1 protein-coding gene is annotated in these 309 nt (G+C 52.4%); it reads left to right on the top strand.

The genetic code is table 11. The features are described 5' to 3' along the window. Positions 1-32 precede the first annotated feature (32 nt). Positions 33-309: purine phosphoribosyltransferase family protein (locus AB9F29_RS21960; RefSeq protein ID WP_369757256.1), on the top strand; the 277-nt coding region annotated here is incomplete at its 3' end.

Here is a 309-nt window from a genome sequence, read left to right as displayed (position 1 = left end):
TAATATTTCGAACGCATAGAATGGACAAAACGATGCAGAAAAAGACCGTTCAAGACTACATCCGCACGATTGTAGATTTCCCGCACGAGGGCATCATTTTTCGCGATGTCACAACCCTTTTTGCCGACCCACGCGGGTTTCGCATGGCGGTAGACCAAATGCTGCATCCCTATGCGGGCATGCGGATCGACAAGGTGGTTGGACTTGAGGCCAGCGGATTTATCCTTGGTGGCGCGATTGCGCACCAGCTTTCGGTAGGTTTTGTGCCAGTGCGCAAAAAGGGCAAACTGCCTGGCACCACGATCAGTG

Source organism: Falsihalocynthiibacter sp. S25ZX9, from assembly GCF_041205405.1.
In the GTDB taxonomy this organism is placed as follows: domain Bacteria; phylum Pseudomonadota; class Alphaproteobacteria; order Rhodobacterales; family Rhodobacteraceae; genus Falsihalocynthiibacter; species Falsihalocynthiibacter arcticus.
This window is presented reverse-complemented; position numbering and strand designations above follow the sequence as displayed.